The organism is Wolbachia endosymbiont of Drosophila incompta (assembly GCF_001758565.1).
Lineage (GTDB): Bacteria > Pseudomonadota > Alphaproteobacteria > Rickettsiales > Anaplasmataceae > Wolbachia > Wolbachia pipientis.
On record NZ_CP011148.1, the window covers coordinates 48,112 to 52,602 of the forward strand.

Consider the following 4,491-nt stretch of genomic DNA (forward strand, 5'->3'; position numbering starts at 1 on the left):
TTTTGTGGATTGAAGCTTTCCATCTTCCATAACACCCGCTTCTAACCATCCTCTTATGATTTTCTTTAACGCTGGTGTGGTTTTCAAGCAGTTTATTATGGTTAATATTGTCAAAGCATCCAGAAATATCAGCATCTAATACATATGCTGTTTTCTGTTTTAGCACATTAAATATGGCTTCAATTGCATCATGACATGATCTACCAGGTCTAAAACCATAAGTGTTTGGCTCAAGTTTTGCCTCCCATTCTGGTTCCAACACCATTTTTACAAGTGTTTGTTTTGCTCGACACGATATAGTTGGTATACCAAGCGGGCGATATTCCGATGGCTTACCAGGTTTTGGGATCCAGACACGTCTTGATGGCTTTGCTTTCTCTCTTATATCTAAGGAGTTTGCCAATTGCAATCTTTCTTTTTGACTAAGGTTAGCTTTTCCATCAATACCTGCAGTTTTTTTCCCTCTGTTGTCCTGAGTTAACCTTCTAACTGCGATCGTTCTTGCACTTGTTGATTTGAGTAATAATCTCTGAAGGTTGTGCATCTTTTTGATATCATTACATTTAGAGGCTTGGTAAATTCGTTTTTGTAGCTTAAATGAAGATTTCTTCAGCTTTCGCCAAGGAATTCCATTCCATTCATACCTAGCTTTTTGCTGGTCCATAACATATTCACTACTATTCACCACTTTACCTTCCAAATTAAAGTGTTTACGTCTGCATATCCCAGATATTACTTTGGGCATTAGCTTCTTAAACAATCCTTCCACATAGCGGCTTGTGGTTGGCTACCTACTTATATTTAATGAATATAAGAGCTTTTATGTGGTTACTCCGTTCCATAGCTTCGTTTCACGTTAAACTTAGATTCCTACTATTTGCCGGAAGCTGGGAACATCAATAACTAAAGTCTTCAATCTTTAGTTCCCCTTTTGCTTCGTACCATTTTGGTCTATGCGTAGTTCAACCTCTTTTCGCATACTATGCTTTGACGACAATTCAAACATAGGTTCCTCTCGTAATCATATCTAACTCTGTTTGCAGGGATTCACCATGAGGTTTAGTGTTACCTGCTTTTATCTCATGCTTGCATCCCAAAGGTTGCCATCCTTTGAAATGTGAGCCATACATTATCCCCGATGTCTAGGGAAGATGGAATTTAACCATCACAAAACCACGGCTTTCCGGGTCGCACTGAAGAAAAATAACCAACGATCCACTATGCTTTCTAGCTGTTCTTCCTTATTCTTAGGAAATTTAGGTAGTTCAATAAATACAAATTGAAAATCTTTTAAGTCATGCTCATTGGTTTTCTCATCTCTTATAGTGTGGCTGGATATATAATCAAGCTTATCAGGAAATAAATTACAATTAGAGATAGCAATAAAGAAAACCTTCTTTAAATCAATGTACTTACCAGATTTATCAGCTTGCCTTGAGTAAGCCTTAGCAGCATATAGTTGAGCTCGTTTCTCAAAACCTTTATCACGAGCAAACTGGTCAGGTAAGGAAGCAGTATTACTACTACTCCCTCCCTTAGAAACCTTACTATTACCCACAAATATGAGGTTCATGAGCAAGTCTCCATCCTTCTGCTAGATCAAAGAGACGTCTCCACCCTTTCCAAAGAGTAATTGGTCCTGGTTTTGGGTCGCTTTTTCTTGCTAAATGACCTCCAAGTTCACGAAACAGCTTCTTTTATAGTAGGGGCTATATTTGGACATGGTTTCCTGTGTATTTTAACATATAAAACTTTCCATTCTTCCTCAGCTAATAAGGCAGTACATAGTAATGTTGGGTTAGTTCTTGCAATTGATGTAATAAAGAAAATTCTCCAAGCAATAATGCTCATGACTGTTAAATACCTCATTAATCTTTCTGCTGTTCCAAGTCTACATTCCTCAACTTTGAGACCAGATTTTAAAATCTTATGCAATATCTCTATTTTCCATCTCAAACAATACCAACTAACTTTTTCAACAGCTTCTTCAAAAGTACTGACCGGAAAAAAGCATCCACTCTAGAGGACTTGCTTCGGGAGGAGAGTTTTTTTCAACAACATGAATTGCGTGAAGTTGTAGACTCTGTCGGTTTATATTTTATGTGACCTTCTTTACATTTTATATGGCCTTCATGTGATAAATTTTCCGAATCTAATTTCTAAAAACACTGTCCTTTTTTGCTTGTTATCTCTAGCAGGGATTTCAACTTCTACTTTTCCAGCGCAAGGGAGGCCTTGGATAAATGACCATAATTTTTGCTTGTTCCTGGTATGCATGAATTTTTTATTTACATTTCTGTTGTGGCGAGCTCTGACTAAAATTGCTGAGTTAAGATTATGTGCAAGTTCAAAAAAATCATGCATATCTGCTTCTCTGTTACATACAGTTATAGCTTCGGTTTGGGCCAGATCTATAATATTATTTGTTTTCTTTAAACTTTCTAGCCATTTCATACTTTCTTTATCCTCAATATGAACGTTGTTACGATGGCTCTTTAGTCTTTTTTCTTCTTCAGAAATGAGTTGCCTCGAGTAAATCTTTTGATCCAGTATTCCCAGCTTCCGTACTAACAGCAAGGGCTGTATGCATTACTGCTCCTTTTCCAGCAATAGTTCCCAATCCGCTTATGGCTTGAGTATGAAATATAAGTTGTATCTTGAATCACAAGAATTCTTTTATGAGCTTTTGTTCTTTCAACTGTTTTATCAATGTGTGAAGCTAGAATATCGACTTCTTTTACGTTCTCATTTTGAAAAAAACGTTATGCTGCTTTTGCTTCTGACCAACTTCCGCATGCCTCATTAATTGAGCTTTCAGGTAAACTTATCAAACTATCAGCAATCTTTACTAATCGGTCAGTTAATCTTTTATCTCCAAGTACAGCATCTCCAAATTCATTTTTAGCCCATTCATTACTCTCGTTTGCCATTTTTATACCCTCAATATTTGCAAACTTTAATATTGTAATACTTTATTTATAAGTACATTTATATTTGTGGGTAATAGTAAGATTTGATATGCTGCCAACACTTATGTTCAAATTAAAAATGTCATTTATGATACTAGCCACTTCACGCTTTGAGTTTTTGTAAAATCCGCTGAGTGCTGCAATTATAGACTTAACCCTTGGACCAAATGTATCTGGCGTAACACCTTCTGGTAACTTGCTACTTTTTCTTTTTCTGCATCTCCAACAACGACCATGTTCCAATTACTACATAAGGCCTAATTTCCGGAAGATCAACTTTTTGGTGAACATAAGGTTTTTCGCATATTACAAGCTCTCCTCCGCATTCGCAAATATTAGACAACTCTATTTTTACTACTTTATCCGCTTCCATTGTAGCATGAAAATTTCCTTTATGCCCAACCTGATCGCCAACATTCCTTTCGCTTTTTGGCTTGTCCTTTTTTGTTTTGTACAATTCTTTAGAGCTCGGTAGAGATGAATTTTTCGAGTTTAAACCAAGCCTTTCCTTTAATTCAGCGTTCTCTATCTTTAAAGCTTTATTTTCTGCTTTTAAGTTTTCTATCTCTGCTTTCAGTTTTTCTATTTTTTGCTGTAAATTTTTGCAAAGTTCTCAAAGGTTTACCACATTACCTCACTTTTGCTCTATGATTATCTTTATTATCTTGCTTTGTCTACCTTATTCTACCACTCCGCTGAACGGATACAATTTACTAAACAGAAAAAAAGGCAAAAGAAACCCTAGGGTAGCTAGTTATTCACTATCCATTTTTTAAGTTCGCGTTTTTTAATGTTTTAAATAGCGCGTTTCAGCTTGTGTAGGTAAAAACCTAGAAATATTGTGAAGACATAAGGTGCACATAGTGCAAAAAATTAAAAATAAGACGCCAACTACGTTGTTTTCTTGCTGTTTAATCTGCACAGATGAAGATAACTGAATACCTTCAGTTTCATGATAAGGGGGCTGGCGAAGGGTGTCAAGCAAGTTTTTTCGTTTCTATTTCCAATAAAAGTTTGTTATATGGTTATGCAAGAAGTCTATTATAAATGAAATGAATGTGAAAAATATCTTGTTAGCACTTTTAGTACAAATGATATTCAGTTTGCCGCTATTTGCAGCTGATCCTGTTTTGCTCAACTGCATTAAAACTCCGGAAATATATGACCTTGATGCAAGGCCAAAAAATTTTAGCTCTTCAAACAATTTAAGAAGGAAACCTGGTTCTCCAAATAGTGCAATAGGGGAATTAATACACATAGTGGGTAGAATTACTGATATAAACTGCTTACCAATACAAAATGCTGTAGTTTCTATATGGCACGCGAATTCACGCGGCGTGAACCATTACGATAAGAATATAGAGGATGATCTGAATTTTGCTGGATCAGGAAGGTTTGTAGTCAATAATCTTGGCTATTATAATTTTATTACGATAGCACCTGGTAAAATTGGTGATAGAGCTCCACATATCAACTTTCTAGTTCAACATCCGGATTTTCCAGAATTCACAACGCAAATGTT

2 protein-coding genes and 3 pseudogenes are annotated in these 4,491 nt (G+C 36.0%); 1 reads left to right on the forward strand and 4 read right to left on the reverse strand.

The window, feature by feature from the left end:
* The 4 genes and pseudogenes from WG67_RS07430 to WG67_RS05780 all read right to left on the reverse strand — a co-directional run.
* On the reverse strand, positions 1–745 hold a 745-nt coding region (locus tag WG67_RS07430; RefSeq protein WP_218916203.1), incomplete at its 3' end, for a reverse transcriptase N-terminal domain-containing protein.
* Positions 746–1,165: 420 nt separating this feature from the next.
* Positions 1,166–1,498, reverse strand: a pseudogene (locus tag WG67_RS00220) (PD-(D/E)XK nuclease family transposase); the annotation flags it as partial.
* A gap of 52 nt (positions 1,499–1,550) precedes the next feature.
* Positions 1,551–2,930 (reverse strand): annotated as a pseudogene (locus tag WG67_RS05775) (IS4 family transposase).
* 54 nt (positions 2,931–2,984) lie between these two features.
* Positions 2,985–3,555 (reverse strand): annotated as a pseudogene (locus WG67_RS05780) (DUF6444 domain-containing protein); the annotation flags it as partial.
* Between the two features lie 466 nt (positions 3,556–4,021).
* On the opposite strand from WG67_RS05780, the gene WG67_RS00240 reads away from it, so the two are divergent.
* On the forward strand, positions 4,022–4,491 hold a 470-nt coding region (locus WG67_RS00240; protein ID WP_458694947.1), incomplete at its 3' end, for a dioxygenase family protein.